The sequence below is a fragment of the Sinorhizobium fredii USDA 205 genome (assembly GCF_001461695.1).
In the GTDB taxonomy this organism is placed as follows: Bacteria; Pseudomonadota; Alphaproteobacteria; order Rhizobiales; family Rhizobiaceae; genus Sinorhizobium; species Sinorhizobium fredii.
The window spans coordinates 1-23,582 of record NZ_AUTC01000194.1 but is presented as its reverse complement, the minus strand read 5'-3'; the positions used below and the strand labels follow the sequence as shown (position 1 = coordinate 23,582).

The 23,582-nt window shown below is 62.0% G+C and carries 25 protein-coding genes and 2 pseudogenes; 7 read left to right on the top strand and 20 right to left on the bottom strand.

The features are described 5' to 3' along the window. Nucleotides 1–208: 208 nt before the first annotated feature. Together N181_RS28295 and N181_RS28290 are read left to right on the top strand one after the other, a co-directional pair. Complete coding sequence (locus N181_RS28295; RefSeq protein ID WP_014330463.1) at nt 209–628, top strand: CopG family transcriptional regulator; 420 nt, start codon at nt 209–211, stop codon at nt 626–628. Between the two features lie 30 nt (nt 629–658). After that, nucleotides 659–1,921, top strand: a complete 1,263-nt coding sequence (locus N181_RS28290; protein WP_037399226.1) for an extracellular catalytic domain type 1 short-chain-length polyhydroxyalkanoate depolymerase — start codon at nt 659–661, stop codon at nt 1,919–1,921. A gap of 388 nt (nt 1,922–2,309) precedes the next feature. Here N181_RS28290 and N181_RS28285 read toward each other — a convergent pair whose 3' ends face one another. Both N181_RS28285 and N181_RS28280 read right to left on the bottom strand, forming a co-directional pair. Beyond that, entirely contained in the window at nt 2,310–2,501 is a 192-nt protein-coding gene (locus tag N181_RS28285) for a hypothetical protein (RefSeq protein WP_014330461.1), read from the bottom strand. An 82-nt stretch (nt 2,502–2,583) separates the two neighbouring features. Continuing rightward, nucleotides 2,584–2,814 (bottom strand): hypothetical protein, encoded by a 231-nt coding sequence (locus N181_RS28280; RefSeq protein WP_014330460.1) that lies wholly within the window; start codon nt 2,812–2,814, stop codon nt 2,584–2,586. Nucleotides 2,815–3,014: 200 nt separating this feature from the next. Between N181_RS28280 and N181_RS35395 the strand changes: the two genes are divergently transcribed. Then, nucleotides 3,015–3,176, top strand: a complete 162-nt coding sequence (locus N181_RS35395) for a Thivi_2564 family membrane protein (protein ID WP_086018639.1) — start codon at nt 3,015–3,017, stop codon at nt 3,174–3,176. A gap of 169 nt (nt 3,177–3,345) precedes the next feature. On the opposite strand, the pseudogene N181_RS28275 reads toward N181_RS35395, so the two are convergent. Then, nucleotides 3,346–3,739 (bottom strand): annotated as a pseudogene (locus N181_RS28275) (hypothetical protein); the annotation flags it as partial. A 570-nt stretch (nt 3,740–4,309) separates the two neighbouring features. Here N181_RS28275 and N181_RS28270 point away from each other — a divergent pair. Both N181_RS28270 and N181_RS28265 read left to right on the top strand, forming a co-directional pair. Beyond that, on the top strand, nt 4,310–4,585 hold the full coding sequence (locus N181_RS28270) for a DUF1488 family protein (protein WP_037399255.1): 276 nt from the start codon (nt 4,310–4,312) through the stop codon (nt 4,583–4,585). A 12-nt stretch (nt 4,586–4,597) separates the two neighbouring features. Further along, on the top strand, nt 4,598–5,410 hold the full coding sequence (locus N181_RS28265; protein WP_014330457.1) for a transglutaminase-like domain-containing protein: 813 nt from the start codon (nt 4,598–4,600) through the stop codon (nt 5,408–5,410). Between the two features lie 244 nt (nt 5,411–5,654). Here N181_RS28265 and N181_RS28260 read toward each other — a convergent pair whose 3' ends face one another. From N181_RS28260 to N181_RS28210, 13 genes and pseudogenes are all read right to left on the bottom strand, one after another. Then, nucleotides 5,655–7,433, bottom strand: coding sequence for an SLC13 family permease (locus tag N181_RS28260; protein ID WP_014330456.1), 1,779 nt, complete (start codon nt 7,431–7,433; stop codon nt 5,655–5,657). Nucleotides 7,434–7,590: 157 nt separating this feature from the next. Beyond that, complete coding sequence (locus tag N181_RS35280; protein WP_014330455.1) at nt 7,591–7,713, bottom strand: hypothetical protein; 123 nt, start codon at nt 7,711–7,713, stop codon at nt 7,591–7,593. A gap of 55 nt (nt 7,714–7,768) precedes the next feature. Continuing rightward, entirely contained in the window at nt 7,769–8,110 is a 342-nt protein-coding gene (locus N181_RS28255; RefSeq protein WP_014330454.1) for a hypothetical protein, read from the bottom strand. 364 nt (nt 8,111–8,474) lie between these two features. After that, a pseudogene (locus N181_RS35620) lies at nt 8,475–8,648 on the bottom strand (IS1595 family transposase); the annotation flags it as partial. Nucleotides 8,649–8,651: 3 nt separating this feature from the next. Then, nucleotides 8,652–9,473, bottom strand: a complete 822-nt coding sequence (gene pcaD, locus N181_RS28250; RefSeq protein WP_014330453.1) for a 3-oxoadipate enol-lactonase — start codon at nt 9,471–9,473, stop codon at nt 8,652–8,654. Nucleotides 9,474–9,561: 88 nt separating this feature from the next. Then, nucleotides 9,562–10,893 carry an MFS transporter gene (locus tag N181_RS28245; RefSeq protein ID WP_014330452.1) on the bottom strand — a complete coding sequence of 444 codons (1,332 nt, stop codon included), beginning with the start codon at nt 10,891–10,893 and terminating at the stop codon, nt 9,562–9,564. Nucleotides 10,894–10,936: 43 nt separating this feature from the next. Next, nucleotides 10,937–11,725 (bottom strand): benzoate diol dehydrogenase BenD, encoded by a 789-nt coding sequence (gene benD / locus N181_RS28240; RefSeq protein ID WP_014330451.1) that lies wholly within the window; start codon nt 11,723–11,725, stop codon nt 10,937–10,939. Next, a complete protein-coding gene (benC, locus tag N181_RS28235; protein ID WP_014330450.1) occupies nt 11,722–12,744 on the bottom strand; it encodes a benzoate 1,2-dioxygenase electron transfer component BenC in 1,023 nt (340 codons plus the stop codon). The genes benD and benC overlap by 4 nt, the downstream gene beginning before the upstream one ends. 40 nt (nt 12,745–12,784) lie before the next feature. Continuing rightward, on the bottom strand, nt 12,785–13,273 hold the full coding sequence (gene benB / locus N181_RS28230) for a benzoate 1,2-dioxygenase small subunit (RefSeq protein ID WP_014330449.1): 489 nt from the start codon (nt 13,271–13,273) through the stop codon (nt 12,785–12,787). Then, complete coding sequence (locus N181_RS28225) at nt 13,270–14,628, bottom strand: Rieske 2Fe-2S domain-containing protein (RefSeq protein WP_014330448.1); 1,359 nt, start codon at nt 14,626–14,628, stop codon at nt 13,270–13,272. Before N181_RS28225 ends, benB begins: the two co-directional genes overlap by 4 nt. 106 nt (nt 14,629–14,734) lie before the next feature. Further along, nucleotides 14,735–15,673 carry a catechol 1,2-dioxygenase gene (gene catA, locus N181_RS28220; protein WP_037399232.1) on the bottom strand — a complete coding sequence of 313 codons (939 nt, stop codon included), beginning with the start codon at nt 15,671–15,673 and terminating at the stop codon, nt 14,735–14,737. A gap of 74 nt (nt 15,674–15,747) precedes the next feature. Further along, the gene (gene catC / locus N181_RS28215; protein WP_014330446.1) at nt 15,748–16,038 is read right to left on the bottom strand and encodes a muconolactone Delta-isomerase; all 291 of its coding nucleotides are present in this window, start codon (nt 16,036–16,038) and stop codon (nt 15,748–15,750) included. A 4-nt stretch (nt 16,039–16,042) separates the two neighbouring features. Then, complete coding sequence (locus tag N181_RS28210; RefSeq protein WP_014330445.1) at nt 16,043–17,194, bottom strand: muconate/chloromuconate family cycloisomerase; 1,152 nt, start codon at nt 17,192–17,194, stop codon at nt 16,043–16,045. A gap of 95 nt (nt 17,195–17,289) precedes the next feature. Between N181_RS28210 and N181_RS28205 the strand changes: the two genes are divergently transcribed. Beyond that, a complete protein-coding gene (locus N181_RS28205) occupies nt 17,290–18,222 on the top strand; it encodes a LysR family transcriptional regulator (protein WP_014330444.1) in 933 nt (310 codons plus the stop codon). 347 nt (nt 18,223–18,569) lie between these two features. Here the strand turns inward: N181_RS28205 and N181_RS28200 are convergent, their stop codons facing one another. From N181_RS28200 to N181_RS28185, 4 genes are read right to left on the bottom strand one after another with little or no spacing between them, the layout of a single operon-like run. After that, entirely contained in the window at nt 18,570–19,505 is a 936-nt protein-coding gene (locus N181_RS28200) for a hypothetical protein (protein ID WP_014330443.1), read from the bottom strand. Beyond that, nucleotides 19,502–20,014 (bottom strand): hypothetical protein, encoded by a 513-nt coding sequence (locus N181_RS28195; protein WP_037399235.1) that lies wholly within the window; start codon nt 20,012–20,014, stop codon nt 19,502–19,504. Before N181_RS28195 ends, N181_RS28200 begins: the two co-directional genes overlap by 4 nt. Nucleotides 20,015–20,017: 3 nt before the next feature. Next, nucleotides 20,018–21,232 (bottom strand): macrolide family glycosyltransferase, encoded by a 1,215-nt coding sequence (locus N181_RS28190; protein WP_014330441.1) that lies wholly within the window; start codon nt 21,230–21,232, stop codon nt 20,018–20,020. Then, entirely contained in the window at nt 21,229–21,450 is a 222-nt protein-coding gene (locus N181_RS28185) for a hypothetical protein (RefSeq protein ID WP_014330440.1), read from the bottom strand. The genes N181_RS28190 and N181_RS28185 overlap by 4 nt, the downstream gene beginning before the upstream one ends. 583 nt (nt 21,451–22,033) lie before the next feature. On the opposite strand from N181_RS28185, the gene N181_RS28180 reads away from it, so the two are divergent. Beyond that, nucleotides 22,034–23,314: an alpha/beta hydrolase gene (locus N181_RS28180; RefSeq protein WP_153451860.1), complete on the top strand. Its 1,281-nt coding sequence runs from the start codon at nt 22,034–22,036 to the stop codon at nt 23,312–23,314. The last annotated feature ends 268 nt before the right edge of the window (nt 23,315–23,582 follow it).

Here is a 23,582-nt window from a genome sequence, read left to right as displayed (position 1 = left end):
AAACAAATAAATTTGCCAATGATGAGCCAGGCCGTCCGTCACCGGACGGCCTCTGCTGTGCCCTCGCGGCCGTCGAATGACGCTTCGAACAAGTTGGTGACAAAGTCTTCGAGGCCAGTCGAGGTGCTTTTCTGGCGGCGTAGTACACCACGGCTCTTGCAATGCAGAAAATACCATCCATATACCATCCATGTGGATGGTGGATGATATGAAAGACAATGTCTCCAAATTGCGCGACAAGGGCGGTGAATCGGAGAAGATCACCATCAATCTCGGTTACGTCGATCTCGGTCGCATCGACCTCCTGGTGCAGGAAGGATTCTATTCCAATCGCACCGACTTCATCCGCACAGCGATCCGCAACCAGCTTGCAGCCGAGGCCGAAGCCGTCAAGCAGTCGATCGTCCGGCACACGCTGGAGCTGGGTTTGCGCGACTACAGCAGAGCCGAACTGGAATCGCTGAAGGCGGCCGGCGAAAGAATTCACATCAAGGTGGTCGGGCTTGCCCGCATCGCGCCCGACGTCACACCGGAACTTGCTCTGGCAACAATTGAATCCATCACCGTGCTCGGCGCGCTCCAAGCCAGCACAGAGCTGAAATCAGCGCTGGCCGAACGTATCCGATAGGACTGCGGCCCGACCAACAAGGACAAGTCCATGAATGACGATTTTGCCACGGCCATGCGCCGTGCCGTACGGTCCACGCGCGCCCTGAACCTCGCCGAGGCGACACGCGTGATCCAGGATGCACTGGCCGGCCGATCGGCCCCCGATACGCGCACTTCGACAAATCCGGACATCACACCACCGCCGCCAAATCAGCGTTCCACCCCCTTTCCGGTCGATCCGGATGCGGAGATCATCGAGCTATCGGCAAAGCCTGAGGCCGAAGAGCCCGCCGAAAGGGTTGGCGATGGCGCCGCGTCGAGAAGGTTGCGGAAGTCATTGGGAGAAACGGTACGGATCTTGCGCGAGAGTCGGTTGGCGTCCGGCGTTTTCGGATCGCTACACGACGTGGGCCTGCCGGGCACCGCGAAACACGTCCGCCAGCCCGTCATCCCGGAGGGGGCACAGTTCCTGGCGCGAGCATTCACCTGCCCCGCGGGCTCGCGAAGCTACAGGCTCTACGTTCCCGCGTCCGCACCCGATCGGCCGCGCGGCCTTGTCGTCATGCTTCATGGCTGCACGCAGGATCCCGAAGACTTTGCTGCAGGAACCGGCATGAACGCGGTCGCCGAGACTCACGGTCTGGCGGTTGCCTATCCCCGTCAAAGCGGGGCTGACAATGCGTCGTCCTGCTGGAATTGGTTCAGGCCCGCCGACCAGATGCGCGACGGGGGAGAACCCTCGATCATTGCCGGGATCACCAAGGAGATCATGGCGGAATTCGGCCTCGATCGCGATCGAGTCTTCGTGGCAGGCCTATCGGCAGGGGGCGCAATGGCGGCGGTCATGGGCGAGACCTATCCCGATCTCTATTCAGCCGCGGGGATCCATTCCGGCCTGCCCTACGGATCGGCCAACGATGTCATGTCGGCTTTCTCCGCGATGCGCGGCGATGGCGGTCTTGCACCCCGTCCGAAGCGGCTCGCCAATGGGCACCGGCTCCGGACGATCGTCTTCCAAGGAGGCGCGGATCGGACCGTCCATCCCTCCAATGCCGATCGGATCGTCGCGGCGGCAGCGCCGACTGGCGTGGGATGCGCCGTCCGGAAGGAGTCCGGTCGATCCGCCAGCGGGCGGACCTATGCGAGAACCATTGTCGCGGACCCTGCGGGAAGGCCCGCAGTCGAATACTGGCTGGTGGACGGTGCCGGCCATGCCTGGTCCGGCGGCCATTCCGCTGGAACGTATACGGACCCTCATGGTCCGGATGCCTCTTGTCAAATGGTGCGGTTCTTCCTCGATGGACAGGAATGAAGGCAACCGGCCGTCGGACGAAGGCACCCGTACGGGTGCGCTGTGCGCATGGGCGCGCAATATAATAGACGGTGCCGAACTTGATCTTCCTGGCGTTTTGGCTGGCCGCCGACCCAGCCGTTGGTGGTGCGCCTCGTGTGATTGAAAATGCCGTCGCCGCTACGGACTAGGCACTCGAGCTTGCCGGGGATCGCGGGCTTCGCCGGGACTGACTTTCATGTGGAGCGGAATCACCGCGACGCAATCACCGCCCGGTCGCATGAACCGTGGAGCCATATGATCCGGACAATCCTCGATCAGGCCGCCGTCGCAAGGGCTCAACAGTCACGGCAACCCTGGTCTTGGCCGCAAAGCCCATCGAGCGATCTTTGGATCATTCGACCGCGATTCACCACATCACACTGCGCGTCCTCGTTTCGAGTCTTGTTATGTCCTCGGAGATTTCGTCGATCATCCGGCGAAGTTCATCGGCCGAGCCGTCGTCTTCTCCGTCCCACTGAAAGCACTCGATGACGCTCAACCTCAGATCAAGATTTTCGCGAGCGCGGCGCAGGCGGTCGAGGGTTCTGAAATCATCCATGTCGTTTTCGTCTCATAATCGTCTGAGTGTCCATTGTTAACGCAGGGCGAGGCTGGGCGTTCCGTTCATCGGACGCAGAGACTCACCCTTGCTGAGGACGCCAACGCAAGAGATGGCTTTCCAGCGCATAGTCGAGGCGATTGAGGAAGAAGCCGACGGAGCCCAGGATCAGAACGCCGAGCATCACGAGCGCCATGTCAAAGCGCTCCCTCCCGGTAATAATGAGACCACCCACTCCAGGGCCGACCGCCAGCAAATATCCCGCTGCGACAGTCGCCAGCCAGGAATAGATCAGCCCCAAATGCACGCCCATTGCGATCGAGGCATGGCCGAGGGCAGGAAAATGCGCAGGATTCTTTGTCGCCCGCTGAAGCGCAGCGCGCGGCCCACCTCGGCGCCGATAGTCCCGGCGCGGTTTTCTGTGCCGCGCCCACGCCGCCCTTCCCTTTACATAACTCAGCCATATTTACGCCTTCACTGCCGGAAAGGCTTTCCTTTCAAGAGGACCTGGGCATGCCCATCATAATCGGCATCCTGATCACGTTCCTTGTCATTGCCCTAGTGCTGTACCTCGTGCAAAAGCTTCCGATTGACTCGACGATGAAGCAGATGGCTCAGATCGTCGTTGTAGTCGTCGGCGTAGTCTCGTTGCTCAGCTCTCTGGACGTATTCTGAAGTGCGCGGAGCGTGCCGCAATTCGTGTCAGCCGACGCCACCGGCCGGCACTTGGAAATCGGAATGGAACACTTGGGTCTCCGCCGTTGCGCGCGAATTAGGCGAAGGCGTCAGCAGGACTGCGCGTCCGCCTTGGTTGAATTGCATAAGGCTCGATTGTCGAACTCCTGAGCCGCTCCCTAGGACAGCTCATTCTTGCCCGTCGCCTCCTGCCATTCCGTGTCATTGCCACTCCTGCCCTGAGTTTCGCTGCGCGGCCGTTTATTGATTGCGCCGCCTTCATTATCCCATTCTTCAAGCGAATCCCTCATCCGCGCCGCGGAAGCAGGATCCGGAGTGTTCACGTCGAAACCCGCCAAGGATGCTTCGCTGATGATGGCATCCATGAGGTCTCTATCTGAAATATCCAGATCAGGGAAAACGCGCCGCACTGCGCCAAGGGCTTCCGCGGTCGCAAATGGCCGGGCTTCTTTCTGACACGCGCCCAGAAACGCGCTGATCGCCGCGCGCACCTCAGGCGATATCTCACGGGAGTGCTTTCTCATCATCACCTCCCAGTGCATGAGGGCTCTGAATCTAAACGCTGCCTGCGTCTCAATGTTCCTGGCTCCTCCGCCGTCTGTAATCTTGGCGACCTTCAGACATAGGATCAGTTCGGCGGAGCAGCGGATGAGAGGCCTTCGGGCCGTCAAAACGGCGAATCAACGGAGTCAATTGCATTCAATTGAGACCTCATTCGACTGTCAGCCGAAAACAAAGACTCCGCGGACCTTGTCTAAAACCCAATCGGGGCCCACATATAAGCAACTCGTTGATTTGGCTGGGGCTAGCGCGATTTGGCTTCGCGTCAGAGGATCCGCCATTCACCACGGATTTGATGCGAATGCCTTGGCCGCTTGGGCGCGTCGTGTTGCTTCGTTCGAACCTGGCATGGACACTCGAGCGCTGACCACGGATCATGTTAGGATGGGGGCCGCCTCATGTGCTCCTGCGGAGCGCCGCCATGACCAGCCTCACGACGCAGACGCCTCCCATGTGCCGGGCAACGTCTCGGTGCCTTCATCCATATGCCCGCGGGGCATGCAAGGCGGCAGGCCCTGCGGCCCGCGTCGCGAAACAGAGGCTCGATGATGATGACGCTGTTATTTCCGAATCCGATCCGCAGCCTCGATGAAAAGCGAAACGCCGTCCGTTTCATCGGCCATGACGGTATGTTCGAGGTGCGGTTCTTCGTCGAGGCCGAGGCGCTCGTGATAGCGGATGCCGAATTGCGCAGGTCGGAAGTCTCGGAATCGAAGCTCCTTTCCGCTTTCGACGCGTTGCGCCCGTCCATCTACGATGTCGCACGCAAGGCCTATTCCAGTGGCCGCCGCGATTCCTACACGCTGACCGCCGCCGATTTCCGCTAGCGGTGGATCCAGATGCTGATCCGCTATGGTTATGAGATCACGCTGAACTGCCAGCAACCGACCGCGTTGGTATGCCTGCTGTCGGTCCACGAGGATCGCGCGGCCGATATCCGGGTTCCTGAAACGACATTCACCGCGCCCGACGTGCCGACATCGACCTATCGCGATCTCTTCGGAAACCGATGCCGGCGGCTTGTTGCACCGGCGGGCGACCTGACGATATGGGGCGATGCCACGATCGAGGACGACGGCAAGCCGGACGAAGTGATGCCAGCCGCCCAGGAACTCCCGGTGCCGGAGTTGCCGGATGATTGCCTCGCCTACCTCATGGGCAGCCGCTATTGCGAAACCGACCGTCTCAGCCAGAGCGCTTGGGACATCTTCGGCGCGGTCGAACCCGGTTGGGGGCGCGTGCAAGCGATCTGCGGTTTCGTCCACGACCAAATCCGCTTCGATTACATGCAGGCCCGGTCGACACGGACGGCCTTCGAAGTCTTTCATGAGCGCGTCGGTGTCTGCCGCGACTTCGCCCATCTTGCCATCACACTGTGCCGCTGCCTCAACATTCCCGCACGCTATATCAACGGTCATCTCAGCGACATCGGCGCCCCGGTCGTCGATCCGATGGATTTCAGTGCCTGGATCGAGGTCTTTTTGGACGATGGATGGCACACGTTCGATCCGCGCAACAATACGCCGCGAGTCGGCAGGATCGTGGTTGCGCGCGGCCGGGACGCGGCCGATGTCCCCCTCATCAATTCGTTCGGGCCGCACGTCCTGAAGTCGTTCCGGGTGTGGACTTATGAGGTGCCGGCCTTGCAATAACCGCCTGGAACACTTGCCGCTCAAAACGCAGGGCAGATCGGCCTACTTAGCCATTCGTGCGATTCCGCATTGTCCTGTTGCTCAGCACGCTCTTGGCGCTCAGCCTCGCAAACACAGCGTGGTCGTCGTCGTTCCTCGCCTTATGGGAGTTGGGCTGACGTCTGCCGACCCGCATTTCTCCAGTCTGAATCGGCGCCTACCCGCCCTCGCTTCACGACCGACGAGGTGGAACGATGCTTGCGCGCTAAACGGGCGGCCAAAACCACATGATCAGAGGCACGCCCAGCAAGACCACAATGAACGAGAGCGGCAGCCCCAATTTCCAATAGTCGCCGAAGTGGTATCCGCCGGGACCCAACACCAAGGTGTTGCACTGGTGTCCAACAGGGGTGAGGAAATCGCAGGCCGCCCCCACAGCGACTGCCATCAGAAACGCATCCGGATTGTAGCCAAGGCGCTGAGCAAGCGTTACCGCGATCGGGGCAATCACGAGTACGGTGGCTGCATTGTTCAGAAACGGCGTCGCCGCCATTGCTGCCACCATGATCATTGCAAGGGCGCCGTAGGGAGGCAAGGTGTTGGAAATCTGAGCGAGGCGGCCGGCGATAAGGTCGGCACCACCGGTCGTACGGATCGACTCGCTCACGGGAATGAGAGCCCCGAGCATTATCAAGATGGGCCAATCGACAGCCTCGTAAGCTTCCCGAAGCGAAAGTGAACCGAGCATTACCGTCAGGACAGCAGCAGCAAAGAAGGCTGTGGCAACGGGCAGCAGGCCTAATGCCGTTAGCACCATGGCACCAGCCAGGACCACCAGCGGAATCAGGCCCTTTCGCGGATTCCCCAAGCGGATCTCACGCCCGGCCAACGGAAGAAGACCGAGTTCCATCAGCCTGGTCGGGAGAAGCACCAGATCGCCCTTCAAGACGAGAACGTCGCCTGGTCTTAGCGCGATGTCGCGCAAACGCTCGGTGAAGCGCTTGCTGCTCCGGCTCACCGCGAGAAGATTGATATTGAAGCGATCATGTAGCGCCAAGCGCTTGGCGGTTTGCCCGATCAGAACCGATCTCGGGCCGATCACCACCTCAATTCCGGCAATCTCCTCGTCGACTCCTTTTGCTTCCGTGGGGCGATCGTGCCCCTCCAGTTCCAGACGCGCGCGACTGATGCCTCGCTCCAGCGCTTGAGGGTCTCCTTCCAACAGAACGATATCGCCCTGACGAAGGACGACGTCCGGCCGTGGCATCAGGCGCTCGACCCGGTTGCGAACAAGGCCGGTGACCAGGACCTCCTCGTCCAACAAGGTCGACAAATGACTGATCGACTTGCCGAGAACCGTCGACTTCGCAGTAATGCGTGCCTCTGTCATGTAGTCCTTGATGTCAAGCGCCTTCTCCATTGTCGGGACCGCCTCGCGCCCCCGGGGAAGCAGTCGGTAGCCAAAAGCCAAAAAGACTACCCCCGCTGCGGCAAGCCCCATGCCGACAGGCGTGAAATCGAACATGTTGAACGGTCGGCCCGTCAGTTCCTCGCGCATCCGGGAAACGACAATATTCGGCGATGTCCCAATGAGGGTGATGAGCCCGCCAAGCAATGAACCGAACGCCATCGGCATGAGAAAGGACGAAGGGGAAGCTTTCGACCGGCGCGCCATCTGGAATGCGACTGGGATCATCATCGCCAGTGCGCCGATGTTCTTGATGAAGATGGAGAGAACCGAGACGGTCGTCACGAGAATAATAACCTGAGCCTGCACAGAGGTCACGCTGGGCGCCACGCGATGGAGGAATGCCCCTATGACACCACTGCGCTCAATCGCGGCGCTTACGACAAGCGCGCTGGCTACAATGATGACAATGTCGTCCCCGAAGCCGGAGAACGCTGCCTTGTGCGGCACGATGCCGGTGAACACTGCGGCAAGCAGCGCGAGAACCGCAATGAGGTCGTAGCGAAGCCGTCCCCATACGAAAGCGACCATCAGGCCGATCAGAATGGCGAAGGCGAAAGCCTGAGCTTGCGTCATGGATAAAGTCCCGACTTCCAAATGCCAGGCCCATTTTACTCGCATGAAGAGCTGATGTCGGGATGACCTACCAGTTTCCGCTCAACGCGCTGCACCCCGAACGTCCGTCCCGGATGCTTTCCAGCTTCGTAGGGCGGATGCGCCCATGATCAGACGACTACAGGATGCCTCCGAACAGGATCGAATAGACAATCACGGCAATCGCCAGAGTGAAGGCAAGCGATACGAACAGTCGCGTGAAATCGTAGGTATAGAAGCGGGCGGGAATGAGATTTCTCATAGCGACCTCCTAATTTTCGTTCTGGTTGGGCCCAAAGCGCGGCGTCCGCTGCGCTTCAGGATAGTGAGCGACTGCAACTCGTGCTGACCTTGCCGAGGACGTCCGCTGGAACTTGGATATCGGCCATAATGCCTGCTACGAGTTCGTCGCGCTTTGCACGGTTGTCGTAGCCCTTAAATGTTGCGAGGTCGGTGCTGCTGGCAGTGGCCATTCGCCCTGCCGCAGTTGAACAAATGCCCGCAAGCGCATCCACTCTGGCCGTCTCTACCGCCAGGGTGCTGGCAGTGGTGGTGGTAATCCATCCAGCGTTGAAACCGATGGTCGGCGCGGCGATAAGCCCAACGACTAAACCAATCGCGTAGGGCTTTGTCCGTTCAAGAATTTGATCGAGTGTCATGATTTCATTCCCTCTAATCAGGTTGATTATCGGGATCGTTGCGGGCCCGCGCTCGGACCAGGAGCCAATGGCAATCCAGATTTCTTACAATGCGCCTCAAACTAATTAATGTAAACAAACAATCAGATACTTATGATAAAAATATATAAGACAATTAATCGTGCGAAATTTTCATTTCCATAATAAAAACTTTCGCCACGTCATCGGATCTATATATATAAATATGAAAAAATTTTCTGAGGCGACAAAGACTTCTCATCAAGAAAATCTTCGTAAAATCACATTCAGCGCATACAGACTGAGAATCGAATTGAGCTAGCCTGGCTTTTTGTTCTCAGAGGAAGTATACCAGCCAAACTCATCAGGGCGTGACGTCATCTGGTCGCTTCATCATGATCGACGTCTTTTGCGTATTCGTCTGACCCTTGCGGCCCCGGCGGTGGATCGTCCGGATCTTTCTTGGTCGCCCACCGAGATGAAAATGGGACGAAATCGGGCTCCAAATGGAGGAAGCGAATTCTGCCAAATGCTCCTCCGCGCATCAAAGCTTTGCGTCGCTCATATCTGCCATCCTGCTGTCAAAGAACTCCAGAAGTGCGTCATTGAATGCTCGGGTCGACTCGATGTTTACGATATGCCGGCCCGGCAATGACAGATGCCGGCCACGCTGCACACGCACGGCAATGTCTTCCAGGTCGGCTGGCGGGCACACCGGGTCGTCATCGCCGGAAACGGCAAGCAGGGGATTGGCAATCCGTTCGATATCCTCCCGCAGGTCGGCTCCGGCCAGAGCCGCGCAGCAGCCGACATACCCATCGATCGACGTGGCGACAAAACTGTCGAGAACCTTGCCGACAGTGCCGGGTTCGACTGCGTTGAAGCTCGGAGTGAACCAGCGTTCGGCGGTGGCGGCGGTCAGTGTCGCAAGTCCGCTCTCCCGCACGGCGTCGCTGCGCGCGATCCAGCTTTCGGCCGTACCGATCTTGGCGGATGTTGCGCAGAGGGCGATATTGCCAAGGCGGTGTCCGGCATGAATACCCAGCCATTGCCCCGTCAGACCGCCGATAGACAGACCGCAGAAATGCGCGCGCCGTATTTGCAGCGCATCGAGCAGCGCAAGCACGTCGTTGCCGAAGTCGGCCAGTCCATATGGCGGCGGTGGCACCGACGACAGGCCGTGCCCACGACGATCGTACCTTAGCATGCGGAAATGCTGCCAAAGTCCGGCCACCTGCGCGTCCCACATGTGCAGGTCGGTGCCGAGCGAATTGCAGAAGATAAGCCAGGGCTTGCTTTGGCTATCATGCGTGTCGCCGTCGATACGGTAGTGGAGGCGATGACTGGCAAGATCGAGATAAGGCATAAGTCAGACACTCGCGGTAGATCGTCGGCAGAAGGGTGCTCGGCAGCGGCGAGCCGGATGACCGCGCCGCTGCCGATGCTTCCTCTCCCTATGCCGCGGCAAGCTGCACGGCGACGGCGCGGCGCGCGTTGGTTATTGCGAACACCAGCATCGCCAGAGCCGAGATCGCCGCCGGGATGGAGAAGATCAGGAAGTTCTGCTGGAGCGGGAATTCCATCGCCAAGAGCACGCCGCCCAGGGTGGGGCCGACGATGGCGCCGATGCGGCCGACGCCGGAAGCCCAGCCGAGCCCCGTGGAGCGGACGGACAGGTTATAAAGCTGGGCGACGCTGGCATAGAGCAGTATCTGCGTGCCGATGGTGGTGGCGCCAGCAACGAACACCATCAGGAACAAGAGCCCGGCGGGCGGGTTGAAGCCGATCAGCGCGATCGACAGGGCAGCGGCAACGAAGAAGCCGACCACTACCTTCGGCAGACCGAACCGGTCGCCGAGCCAGCCGCCGGCGATCGCTCCGACCATGCCGCCAAAATTGAGGGAGAAGAGGCTCAGGAGGCTGGCTCTCTCGGCATAGCCGGCTTCCTGCAGGACTTTCGGCAGCCAGGACGACAGCAGGTAGACGAGCAGCAGGCAGCAGAAGAAGGCCACCCACAGCATGAGGGTGCGCAAGGTGCGCTGGTGGCGAAACAACTCTGCCACGGATGCGGAAGCGCCCTTGGCTTCGGTAAAGACCAGCGTGTCGTCGTTGCCAAGGCGCGCGGAGGGATCAATCTTCGCGTAGAGCCGCTTGGCCTTCTCCTGCTCGCCCTGACGGATGAGGAAGCCCAGCGATTCCGGCAGCTTCCACAGGATGACCGGCAGTATCAGCAGCGGCAGCGCGGCAACGAAGAACATCGGCTTCCAGCCGAACTGCGGGATGAGGCCGATGCCGAGGCCCGCCGCGACCATGCCGCCGACCGAATAACCGGAGAACATCAGAGCCACCATGGTGCCGCGAAGGCGCTTCGGCGCGTATTCGTTCATCAACGCCACCGCATTCGGCATGAGCCCGCCGCATCCGAGACCGGCGACGAAGCGGAAGATCTTGAACTCGCCCGGCGAACTGGCGAAGCCGGTCAGCAGCGTGGACACCGTGAAGAGCACGAAGCTGATGGCAATGCCCTTCTTGCGGCCGATCCTGTCAGCAAGCGGTCCGAAAAAGAGGGCACCGAACATCATGCCGAACAACGCCCAGGCCTGCAGGGCGCCGGCCTGCGGCTTGCTCAGGCCCCACTCGGCGATCAGCGTCGGCAACACGGTGCCGGCGACGAACACGTCATAGCCGTCGACGATCAGCAGCAGGGCGCAGAGCCCCACAACCAACCACTGGAAACCCCCGAACGGATTGTTGTCTATTGCCTCATTCACATCGATGGTGCGCATGATCACTCCTCCCCGAGTCCGTTACGCATTCAAGTCTCAAGCTTCAGCCGGTGTCGCCCCCGGCCACAGGCAGCACGCTGCCGGTGATGTAGGACGCTTCGTCGGAGGCTAGGAACAGGATCGGCGCCGCCTGCTCCTCAATGGTGCCGTACCGCTTCAGGAAACTGGTTTCCTTCACCTGACGGACGACGTCGGCCATCCAGCCCTTTTCGTCGGCGGTATCGCCGACGGCATTGCGTGGGATCCGGCGCGGCGGCGCTTCCGTGCCCCCCGGCGCGGTTGCCACCACGCGAATGTTGCGCTCTGCCAGTTCCATCGCCAGCGACTGGGTGATGGCATTCACGCCGCCTTTGGCCGCCGAATAGGGCACGCGGTGAATGCCGCGCGTTGCATTCGACGACACGTTGACGATCGTGCCGCCGCCGCGGGCGAACAGATGCGGCAGGACGGCGTGACAGCAGTAAAGCGTCGGCATCAGCGAGCGGCGAATTTCGGCATCGATCTGCGACGGCTCGAATTCCGCGTAGGGTCGCATGCGGATCGCACCGCCGACATTGTTGATCAGGATGTCGATGCCGCCGAACCGTTCCTCGGCAAAACGCATTGCGGCAGCCGCGCCTTCATAGGTTTCCAGATCCGCATTGAAAGCAGCGGTTTCGGCATCCCTGGCCTCGGCTGCAACCTCGGCGATGAAGTCGGCGCGGTCGACGAAGACGACCCGTCCTCCCTCTTCCGCGGCGCGGATCGCCACGGTGCGGCCGATGCCCTGCGCAGCACCGGTTACAACCAGCACTTTGCCGGCGAAGCGGTCCGCGAAGCGGGGCGCGCTCATGCGGCCTCCTTCGCCGCGGCATTGGGCGTGAACTTCTCGTAGTGGAAGCTGTTCGGCTTCACGTCGTTGTCGTCGAAATGCCTGCGCACGGCATCGACCATCGGCGGCGGACCGCACAAGTAGACGTCGACGTCGCCCCCGTTCAGCACCTCGGCCGGCATATGCTGGGTGACCCAGCCCTTGCGCGGATGGCTCGAGACCTCCTCGGCCACAACCGTCGTGAAGCTGAAGTTGGGCAGGCGCGCAGAATAGGCCTCTATCTCATCGACGAGAACCAGATCGAGATCACGCGTCACGCCATAGATCAGATGGATCTTCTGCTGAGAATTCTCGCGAGCGAGCACCTCCAGCATCGACAGGAACGGCGCGAGCCCCGTGCCGCCGGCAAGAAACAGCAGCGGCCTCTGGACGTCGCGGAGGTAGAAACTCCCCAGCGGCCCCGTCAGATCGAGCTTCGTGCCGACCTCGGCACGCTCCAGCCAGCCGCTCATCAGCCCGCCGGGTATTTTCTTGATGAGGAAGGCGACGCGCCCTCCGACGGGCGCCGAGCTGAACGAATAGGAACGGCTCTGCCCGCTGCCCGGCACCTCGATATTGACGTACTGGCCGGGCAGGAAGGCAGGTGCGGCATCCACGTCCAGCTCCAGCAGGATGGCCGCGTCGTTGTATGAGCTGACGCGCGCCACTGTCGCTGAGATCTTCTGCTGTCCGGTCTTGCACGCGAGCGACGTCGTCGGCACGGCGATCACGCAGTCGGAGGACGGCCTCATCTGGCAGGTCAACACGAGCCCGCTTTCGGCCTCGTCCACCGTCAGCGCATCGTCGATGAAGTCGTCGCCAAGATCGTAGCTGCCGCTCTCGGCGCGACACTTGCAGGTGCCGCACACGCCGTCGGAACAGTCCATCGGCAGGTTGATCTTGCTGCGGAAGGCGGCATCGAGAACCTTCTCGCCATCCTTGCATTCGATGAAGCGGGTCACCCCGTCCTCGAAGTTCAATGCAATCCTGTAGCAGGCCATGGAACCCTCCTAATGTCCCTGTACCGGTCGGCGACGCCCCTCAGATGTGATAGACGTCGATGACCTGTCGGATGTAGTCGTTCTTCAGCACGATCTTCTTGTTCGAGATCAGCAGCCCGTCCTCGCTCTTGCGCAGCGTGACGAACATGGTGCCGAAGAAATGGTCGGTGACCTTGTAGCGATGGTTCAGCGTGTGGAAGTTGTAGCGCACGTCGACCTCGTCGCCCCGGGCCGCCAGCACTTCGACATTCGTGACATTGTGGCTGGTGCGCGGTTCCGGCGTGGAGGCGCCGGAACGCTCGGTCTTGATGCGGAACACGCGGTCTTCCAGGCCATCGCGGTCTGGGTAGTAGATCAGCGAGATCTGCGACTGCGGGTCTTCGGTAAGCTGATCGTCGTCATCCCAGGCCGGCATCCAATAGGTCACGTCGGACGCGTAGCAGGTCAGCCATTCGTCCCACACGCGATCGTCCAGAAGACGCGCCTCCCGATAGAGGAAGGCGCAGATGGCATCATAGGAAATGCTCATGCGACGGCTCCCTTCTTTTCGGCGGCCAGCGCCTCCTGCATCACCTTGGCCCAGTATTCGTGCTGGCGGACGAAAAGGCCCTCGTCCTCGCTGCGCTCGCCGGACAGAAGCGGCTTGATGCCCATGCGTTTTGCGTTCTCATCCGGACCGTCGATCCACAGAGGGGCGCCGCGCGACAGGTCGTTCCACAGCGCGGTGGTGCCGGCATAGCCAGCCTGACAGGCGCGGAACTCCTCCAGGTCGTCGGCCGTGCCCATGCCGGAGACGTTGAAGAAGTCCTCGTACTGGCGGATGCGCATCGCGCGGTCGGCGGCACTTTCCCCCTTGGGCGCGAAGCAGAAGATGCTGATCTCGGTCTTGTCGACGCTGATCGGCCGCGTCACGCGGATCTGCGTCGAGAACTGGTCCATCAGGAAGACGTTCGGGTAGATGCAGAGATTGCGGGTCTGGTTGACGATGAAATCCGCCTTGTCCTCGCCGACGCGTGCCTTGATCTCGCCGCGGTGGCTGTAGATCGGACGGACCTCCGGGTTCATCGTGTTCGTCCACAACAGGATATGACCGTTCTCGAAGCCGTAGACGCCCGCGACGGAACGGCTCCAGCTGTTGGCATCCACCGCTTTCGTGCCCTCTTCCTTGCGCCGCCCCATGGTGGCGGCGTAGTTCCAGTGCACGGAGCTGACGTGATAGCCGTCGCAGCCGTTCTCCATCTGCAATTTCCAGTTGCCGTCGTAGATGTAGGACGAATTGCCCCTCAGCACTTCGAGGCCGTTCGGAGCTTGATCGACAATCTGGTCGATGATGACCTTCGTCTCGCCGAGGAACTCCTCAAGCGTCTGCACGTCCTCCTTGAGGCTGCCGAACAGGAAGCCGCGATAGCTTTCGAACCGCGGCACGCGCTTCAGGTCGTGAGAGCCTTCCTTGCCGAACTGCGGCGGATACTGGGTGGATTTCTCGTCCTTGACCTTGAGCAGCTTGCCGGCGTTGGAGAAGGTCCAGCCGTGGAACGGACAGGTAAAGCTGCCCTTGTTGCCGTGCTTGCGCCGGCACAGCATGGCTCCTCGGTGAGCACAGGCGTTGATGACGGCGTGCAGTTCCCCGTTCTTGTCGCGGGTCACGACGACCGGCTGACGACCGATAGAGGTCGTGTAGTAGTCGTTGTTCTCCGGGATCTGGCTTTCATGGGCCAGATAGACCCAGTTGCTTTCGAAGATGTGCTTCATCTCCAGCTCGAACAGATCTCCGTTGGTGAAGATGTCGCGGCGGCAGCGGAATATGCCGGCTTCCATGTCGTCCTGAACGGCGGTGGCGAGCAGGTGATCGAGGTCCCGGGCTTTATCGATAATTGCAGACATGACCTACCTCCCGCAAAGTGCGCGCTACGGGCGCAATCTTTGCAACAATGTCGATGATCGATGGTGTTGGAGCCGGCGGTCCTGCCTCGGCCGCCAGCGTCGCCGCTTACGCGGCCGCGCGCTTGCGCTGCTCGTTGATCTGGTTGTCCACGCCGTTCACGAGGGCCGTGAGGTGAATGTCGAACTCGATCTCCGCAAAAGGACCGCTCAGGCCGTTGGCCTTTATGCTTGCCTCGTCGGTCCGTTCGATAAGGGCCGGCACCAGACCGTCGCGCGTCGCATAGGCGAAATCGTCGTTGACCAGAGGATCGCCGTCGATGTTGATCTGGGTCGTCAGCTTGCGATGGCCGTCGGCGCCGATGAAGAAATGGATATGCGCCGGGCGCTGGCCGTGGCGGCCAAGTGCAGAAAGCAGTTGCTCGGTCGGGCTGCCGGGCGGTACGCCGTAGCCATGCGGTACGATGCTCCGGAATTTATAACAGCCGTTCTCGTCGGTGACGATCGTGCGGCGCATGTTGAACGGCGCCTGCTTTCCGGTCGGGTCGAAGTGCGAATAGAAGCCGCGCGTATCACAGTGCCACACCTCCACCGTGGCGCCCGGCAGCGGCTTGCCATCGGCCCCATGGACGGTGCCATGCATGATGAGAGTGTGGCCGTTGGCGTCGGTGCCGTCGTCGAGACGGGCAAAGCCGTGCGATACCGGCGCGCCGGCCACGTACAGCGGACCCTCGATCGTGCGCGGGGTCGGGTTGTCGATGCCGAGCGCCTCATCAATCGCGTCGAGACGCTCATCGAGGAAGTGGTCAAGGCCGAGACCGGGCGAGATCAGACCAGCCTGGCCGCCGGCACCGATATCATTGAGCCAGGCGATGCCGGCCCAGTATTCGTCGGGAGTGATGTCGAGATCATCGATCGCTCTGAACAGGTCGGACACGATTCGATGGACGATCGCTTTGACGCGTGGATTGCCGCCGTCCTTGTCCAAGCCGCTGAGGACCTTCAGGAAGTCCTGAATGTCGGGCCTGTTGAAAATCTTGACGTTCATGTTGATTCCTCCACTTGGATTGTTTTGAAACTGCGTCGGCTCCCGTCCTCCCGGGAGCATCGCTGACGACGGCATTAGCTGTCGTCCTCGCGGATCGCGGAGGGATGCCGCAAAAGCGGCGTCACCTCGATGTCCATGAATTTGAACAGCGGAAGTCCCGACAGAACCTCGTGCAATTCCGCACTGTCCCTGACGTCAAAGACGCTGTAGTTCGCGTACTGACCGGCGATCCGCCAGATGTGTCGCCACTTGCCTGTACGCTGCAGTTCCTGCGCATAAGCCTTCTCGCGGGCCACGACATCGGCCGCCTCGGCAGCGGGCAGGTCGTGGGGAAGATTCACGTTCATTCGCACATGAAAAAGCATCGTCTCACCCCACCACACGCAAGGTCGAAGCGTGCTTGCCGTCCCTGCGGAAACGGTTGACCGCTTCCTCGGAGAGCATCACGCCGAGCCCGGGACCCTTCGGCAGTTGCAGCTCGAAGTCCTCGAAGCGCAGCGGCTCTTCCAGAAGCTCCTCGGTCAGCAGCAGCGGACCGAAGAACTCGGTGCCCCATTCCAGTTCCTTGACGCTTGCCATCAACTGAGAAGCGGCGATCGTGCCGATCGGCCCCTCCAGCATGGTGCCACCATAGATGCCGATGCCCGCGGCTTCCGCGATGGCGATCACCCGGGCGGCGGCAAACAGCCCTCCCGCCTGCTCGATCTTGATCGAGAAGACGTCGGCAGCCCGCGCAGTCGCCGCCTCGAGCGCGCTTTCCGGCCCAACCAGAACCTCGTCAGCCATGATGGCGATCGGGGAAACCCGCCGCAGACGGGCGAGCGATGCGATCCCCTCTACCGGTTGTTCGACCAGCACGCAGCCGGCGTCGGCCAGAGCTGCGATTGCGTTGCGCGCCTCCCGTTCCCGCCACGCCATGTTCACGTCGACGCGGATGGAGGCCAAGTTCGGCAGCGCCTTGCGGATGGCGCTCACATGGCGAATATCATCGTCAATCGACTTTACGCCGATCTTCAGCTTGAAGTCCTTGTGACGCCGCCGGTCGAGCATGGCTTGCGCCTCGTCGATGTCCTTGGCAGTGTCGCCGGAGGCGAGCGTCCAGGCGATCGGCAGGCTGTCGCGGCGCCGCCCACCGAGCAGTTCCGACATCGGCAGACCGAGGCGGCGCGCATGGCAATCGAGCAGGGCCGCCTCGACGGCGCACTTGGCAAAGTGGTTTCCCTTTACCGCCTTGGCGACGAGGTCCATTGCAGCCTGGACGCGCGTCGCGTCACGGCCGATCAGCAGTGGCGTGACATACGCGTCGATCGTCAACTTCATGCCTTCCGGACTTTCCGGCCCATAGGCAAGACCGCCGATCGTCGTCCCCTCTCCGAGCCCCTCGAAGCCGTCGGAGCAGCGGACGCGGACGATGGTCATGCTTTGCCGGTTCATGGTCACCATCGACAGCCGATGGGGCCGGATGGTAGGTAGATCGAGTATAATTGTTTCGATCGCACTGATGCGGATTTCCGTGGACACCCGGCTTTCCTCCCTTGAGGACTGGGAAATTAGCGCCCACTTTTGAATCAGTCCAAAACTATAAAAGTCGGATTTGATACCTGAGAGGTATAATCATGGAGCTGAGGCAGCTGCGCTACTTTCTTGCCGTCGCGCGCGAGCGGAACTTCTCGCGTGCCGCGGAAATCCTGCATATCGCACAGCCGCCCCTCAGCCGGCAGATCCAGCAATTGGAGGACGAGCTCGGCGTTCTGCTGATCGACCGGTCGAACCGTCCTCTCGATCTGACACAGGCCGGCCGCTTCTTCTACGAGCAGGCCGGACAGATCATCGCCCGGACCGAACACATGCGCGAGCAGACGCGCAAGATCGGCTTGTCCCGGCGGGAGCGTTATGTCATCGGCTGCGTCGGCTCGACCCTTTATGGCGGCATCCCGGACCTCGTCCGCCGAATGCGCGAGCGCTGGCCGGATCTTGACATCGAGATCCGAGAAATGATGTCGACCGAGCAGGTCACCGCTCTCAAGGAGAGGCGGATCGATCTCGGCTTCGGCAGGGTCCGCTTCAACGATAGGGAGATCGAGAGGCTGACGCTTCGAGAAGAACGACTGGTCGTCGCTTTTCCCAAGGGGCATCCGAAGTCGCTCTCCTCGGACCCGATTGCGCTTGCCGAACTGGAGGGGGAACCGCTGGTCGTCTATCCGTCCGCCCCACGTCCGAGCTTTGCCGACGAGGTCCTCAATATGTTGACGGAGCAAGGCATTTCTCCTGGCACAGTCGAAGAGGTCCGTGAAATCCAGACGGCATTGGGTATCGTGGCGGCAGGCGTGAGCTTGTGCGTCATCCCTGCAGCGTCGCAACGGCAAAGACCCGACGACGTGTGTTACCGCATCATAAAAGACGAGAACGCCACATCGCCGATCATCATGAGTTTCAGGCGCGACGATGCGAAGGGAAGGGTCGAAGAGATCAAGCAGCTCATTCGCGAGATGTACGCCGACAACCCGCCTTGGCTGCAACTATCCAACGTGCAACTCGACGGCGCCTGAGGTTTCCGTCGCATCTTCAGCCGCACTACAGGCGGGATAAAGTCGCCTCGCTTGCGACCTCTGAGGAACGTGAAAGGTCGATCCACAGCGGAAGCTCGGTTCTGGCGGAAGAATTCGGCTTTCCCTTCGCTTGAGACGATCGGCGCTTGCCCGAGCGACACGGCGGCAAGCCGATCTCGAATCCCTCGCCTTGAACGGGTTCGAACCTCCGGCCCCTCCAATCCCAACCGTTTGGAATGCTTCTGGGCAGAAGGATTTCAGCGCAGCGGCTAGGTTCCGCGCCTTCTGACCACCTTGCGTTCAGCCGTTGCAACAAAACCGGACGCTTTCAGCCTCAATCCACCGCTTTATCTCCTTTCGAGGATTTTTGTCGTGCAGTCGCGCCGGATGATCTCGATCACGGTCTCGGTGGTGCGGTCGAGATGGCTGCGCCCGTCGGCGAGCCGCGCCGTCGGGCTGATGTAGCTCTGCGGGCCGACGTGGGCTGCCGGGTCGAGCGAGTGCACCGTGATCTTCCCAGCGTCCAGGGCCTGGTTCCAGGCGCTGCGCCGCCACAGGCGCCAGCGCTGGGGAAAAAGTCCGACGCCAACCCGCTCGATCCAGTCGTTCGCGCTGGTGAGCCTGTACAGGTGGAGCGCATGCGTGAGGTCGTTGGTTCCATTGTGGAAACCGCCGAGCGTGATCAACCACAGCGGAGCGCGGAGCTGGATGAAGAGCTCCTCGACCGCGCCGGTGGCCGATTGGGCGCCACCGCTGTAGCAGAGCAGGACGACCGGGATGCCGCTGGCGGGCTCGTAGCCCGCGAGCCGGAGCTGGTCGGCGATCTGGGCGCCCACTGCCCGGTTGTACAGCGGGCGGTACCGGCGGTCGGCAGCCACCAAGGTCTGCATGACGTTGTGCAGGAACAAAGTGATGCCGACGTGCCGCCGGAGCCAGTCCCACACCGGGCGCCCCACGAGCGGCTCTGCCAAGGGCGAGTAAGGCTGGACCTGGCCCAGCACGCGCAGCTCCGGTGCTCCGGCTATGACCGCCTTGACGAGCTGGCCGCCGTCGCGCGTATCGGTGAAACGGCGCTTGCCGATTCCGTCCAGGTAGACCACGTAGGCGTCCGGCGGTCGCCCTGGATCGGCACCCCTGGCGTAGGGCACCTCCGGTGGTAGCGTGGCGGCCGGCGCGCGCCGGCCGATGGTGTAGACCATCAGCTCGTAGCGGGCGAGCAAGCCTTCGACGAGCAGGACCGGACCGAGCGCCAGGAGGGCGATGAGCAGGAGGAGCTCGCTCATACGATCGCCTCCGGCTGCCGCGAGCCGGCGATGATCCTCGCGATCAGCCGTCGGACCACCTCGACCGTGGCGGCGAGCCCGATCCCCGCGATGGCAATGCACCCAGCCGCAGGCCACCAGCCCAGTCCTGACGCCCCGGCGAGCGGGCCGGCCAGCCCTGCCCCGACACCGGTCACAAGCAGGATGTGCAGGAACGGCCCGAGGAGCGGGAACGCAAGGACGGCGGCCAGAAGCAGCGGGGCGACCACGGCGGGTGTCCAGGCCAGCCCGGTCGTGCCAGACAGCGGGGCCGCGTCAGGCGCCACGACCGGCTGCACCAGGTCGGCGACTGTCCACGCGGCGAGCGGCCACAGCGCGATCACCGTGCCCTCGACAACGGTGCCGGTCACCATCAGCCCGGCCACGAGCCGCGGGGACAACTTGGGCCTGCGCGCCACCAGGGGCAGCACCCGCCCGGCACTCTCGGAAAGCCCGGCGAGGACCAGCAGGACGACAACGGTCGTCGACATGGTTCAGCGCCCCCGTGCTCGATCGGTCGCGGTGCCTCCGCGTGCGTCGTCGAGGTACTGCTCGAGCTCGTCGGCGGCACGCCGGGCGCCGCCGGCCTTCTGCTGTGCGGCGCGCTGTGCGGCTGCCGCCTCGCGGAAGCGCGGCTCGTTTAGCAGACTCCGGGCGAGCGCGTGCACCGTCTCCGCAGTGGCGTCTTCCGTGCGGAGCGCGAGGCCGGCACCGAGTTCGACGACCCGCCGGGCCACCAGCGGCTGGTCCGCGCCCTGTGGCACGACGAGCGTCGGCACCCCGGCCCACATCGCCTCGTTGACACTGTTCATGCCGCCATGCGTCACGAAGAGCGCCGCCCGGTCCAGTACCTGGAGTTGCGGCACGGATGGGCGGACCAGCACGTTGGCCGGAAGCGGACCCAGGTCTGCCGGTTCCGTGTGCCCGGTCGAGACGACAACGGTGCCACCCAGCGGTGCCAGCGCGGTCGCGAAGGTCCGCAGCAGGGCGGGCCCCGCATCGAATACCGTGCCCAGCGACGCATACAGCACGGGATCCTCCAGCCGGATGGCGTCGAACCCCGGATCAGTCAGGCGGGAACCGACGCTCGCCCCCACGAACCGGTACGAAGAATCGAACCCGGCGGCTCCGGGCTGAAACGCGCTGGAAGTGAAGACCAGGTTCAGCGGCTCGCGCGCGTTCATCAGGTCGGTCAGGGGCAGCGCGCGGGTGTCGTAGCCACGGTGGAGCGCCCAGCGGGCGCGAACGAAGCCCCAGCCGAGACGAGGACGGGCCGCCGCGGCGGCCACCAACTCGCGGGAGATGCCGGTGGGGCTGGGCACCTGCCGGTTGAACGCGAACGTGGTGAACGTCGCCGCCGCCGGGACACCGAGTTCACGCGCGGCCACCGCGCCCCATGGACAGGCCGCCCCGTGGACGATCAGGTCGGGCCGGGTGCTGCGGAGGTCCGAGAGCACCCCGGGCAGCAGCCCCAGGGCGGTCCGCGCGAGCTCTTCCAGCATCGCGAGGGGGATTGGCGGATCCGGCAGGGGCAGGTCGCCCCCGGAGTAGAGGTGGACCTTCGCACCAGCGGCCTCAATCTGGACCGCGAACGCGGGGGAGGTGTGGTAGGTCACCGTGTGACCACGCCGGACGAGCTCTGCCACGACCGGGAGCGTTGGGTTGATGTACCCGTGCATGCCGATGTTGAGGAACGAGACGGTACTCATCGACGACCTCCGGGTGCCACCGCCACGGGATCGCGCCGGTATAGGCCGGGGCCGGTGAATACCAGCTCGTCGATGGACCGGTTCGCCGAGAGCACCGCAGCGTCGGTCAGCCGGCGGGAGTGGCTGAAGTCCCAGAGCGCGGGCCAGGCCACCACCAGCGCGATCGTTCCACCGGCACCCTCGTCTGGATCCGTATTGACGAACCGAACGGAAAGCATCAGCCTTACCCCTATGCCTCAATCGGTCGGCAGATTTTCCTTTGAAGCTTCATCTATAGTGAAAGCGGCTCGAAGGCATCCTATGCGAAGGTTCAGGATATTTTGTCCGGCGAATGGGCGCGACATCGGTTCGCGCGATGTAACCGGACACCGGCCCAGATTGCCCTTCGAGGTCGTTCGGCGGACAGCAAACAGCGCGCGTTCGGGTTGAGGCGCGCCTTCAGTTCGCCGGGAACCATGACCTGAGTTGCATCGTCGCGTTCCGCTCCAAGCCGCATCGATCGAGCCGTCAGTTGTTCGATCTAACTGCTGACCATCGCGACGCTGGCATGGGTCGCCAATGGTCGAGGCTGGCATTCGAGTCGTCGAGCACGATCAGGAACGGTTTGCCGTAGCAGAAGTCAGTTTTGCGCCAACTGCGGTCAAAGTGAGCGCGCCGGAGCGGATTTACGCACGTTGCAAAACACGATAGAAACAACCCGGAGGGGGAAACCATGTGGCAAGTCGCTATTGCGTTGCTGGTCTTGGCCGCAGATTCACCAGCTATATTGGACAGGTCGGATCAATAAACTTTTGCCGGGCGATGGCAGGATTCCTCTTGCTTGCCTGCCTTGCTGGTTGTGCTACGCAGCCCGTGGAGCTTGCAACGCTGCCCGTTACCGAGTCCCCAGCGTCGCAAAGCTTTCAGGCCGTTCGGTCCCACCCGAGTTCCGGAGCCTTCGACCTCCTCTACATTACCGACCGCGCACCTGTAACCGCTTCGGACGGCACGTTGTCTTATGGTGCCGAACGAGCCATATTCTTGAGCTTCGGATCGGTGTCGATCACCCCGACACACAAATCTCCCCCCAGCAAAAGTGGGTTGCGTGTCAGCGCGGTTTCCGAGACTGGCCGGTTTCCGGCGACACCTTACGGCGTTGAAGCGACCGCAAACGGGCTACGCCGCCCGCTGGCGGCAGTCGCGGCCCACGACCAGGCCGCCGCATCGCTGCAGGCCGAAGTCGCTCGTCGTCTCGCAGCAGCCGATCGTAAAGAAGTCCTGGTCTTTATTCACGGATACGGCAACAGCTTCGACGACGCCGCGCTCACCACGGGCGAGATTTGCAGGTCGCTGCAGAACCAGTTTGTCTGCGTTGTCCTGACTTGGCCTGCTGGAGGCTCCGGCGGCTTATTCTTTGGCTACAACATCGACCGCGAGTCGAGCGAGTTTTCAGTCGCGGACCTTAAGAAAGCCATTCGCATCGTCGCCGAAGCTCAGGGTGTCGAGCGGCTTCACCTCTTGGCGCATAGCCGCGGAACCGATGTGCTCGCGAGTGTGGTCCAGCAACTCAGCATCGAAGCCTATGTTAGCCGATCCTCAATGTGGCAGCGCTACAAGCTCGCCAATGTGGTGTTTTTCGCTCCCGATATTGATCTCGACGTGGCTTCTTCCAAGATGTTCGCGTGGGTATCGGATCCAAACCTTGCGTTCGGCAGCAAATCAAGGCCAAGCACGGTCCCGCCTCAAGGCCCTCTGCATCTCACGGTTTATTCGTCTCCGGGGGACAAAGCGTTGGGGGCGTCAACGCTGCTCTTCGGCAGCGCCCTGCGACTGGGGCAGCTCGCTGTCGACAGGCTTCCCAAGGACAGGAGCGAGGCGGCGTCCAGATGGGCAGGGTCCCAGATGGGAGGGTTGGTCGATTTCATTGAGTTTTCGGGTGGCGGCTTCATTGGCCATAGCTATTTCTTGTCCGATCCGGCTGTTAAGGCTGACTTCATTGCGCTTATCCGCGACAGAGCGAAGGCTGGCGATCCGCGCCGCCAAATCGTCGAAATCAAACGCCCTTTCTGGCGGGTATCGGATGTCCAGCAGGCCTTCCGATGATCGCTTTCGGCACTTCAAAGCGATCCTACGGAAACGCAGCTTCGGGCCGAAAGCCCACCCACCGGATCTTTGCTCTCTGCGCGGCGACCTAGTCTAGCCGCGATCCTGACGTTTGCGGCCGGCAAGAAGGCTTGGAGGAACTGATGGGGAGGACTGCGGCTTCTGGCAGTAAAAACACAAAAACCCTTGTGCGGGATGGCACAAGGGTTTCGCAGGGATCGTTGGTTGCGGGGGCAGGATTTGAACCTGCGGCCTTCAGGTTATGAGC